The organism is Pantoea sp. E956-1 (assembly GCF_982223955.1).
The window spans coordinates 1-383 of record NZ_CEUYZP010000113.1 but is presented as its reverse complement, the minus strand read 5'-3'; the positions used below and the strand labels follow the sequence as shown (position 1 = coordinate 383).

Sequence of the window (383 nt, the reverse complement as noted above, 5' to 3'; positions counted from 1 at the left end):
AGCAGGAAGTGGCGGTGCATGTGGTTTGCCCATCGTTCTTCCAGACCAACTTGCTCGATTCTTTCCGCGGCCCGACCCCGGCCATGAAAGCCCAGGTCGGCAAGTTGCTGGAAAGTTCGCCAATCAGTGCCGCCGACATCGCTGACTACATCTATCAGCAAGTCGCCGCCGGCGAATTCCTGATTCTGCCTCACGAACAAGGGCGCATGGCCTGGGCGATCAAGCAAAAGAATCCGCAACTGCTCTACAACGAAATGACTTCCATGGCCTAGAAAATGCGCACCAAGGCCAAACAAAACAACGCTTGATCTTGTTCGATTCCTGCCGCGTCGTTAGGGTGGCCGCCACGGTCACCCTGTCGAGACGCCTCCATGCTCAATTAC

1 protein-coding gene is annotated in these 383 nt (G+C 56.1%); it reads left to right on the top strand.

From position 1 onward, the window contains the following. Positions 1-272, top strand: a 272-nt coding sequence (locus AC0T7J_RS25515; RefSeq protein WP_473798622.1) for a hypothetical protein, incomplete at its 5' end; no start/stop codon positions are given. Between the last annotated feature and the right edge of the window lie 111 nt (positions 273-383).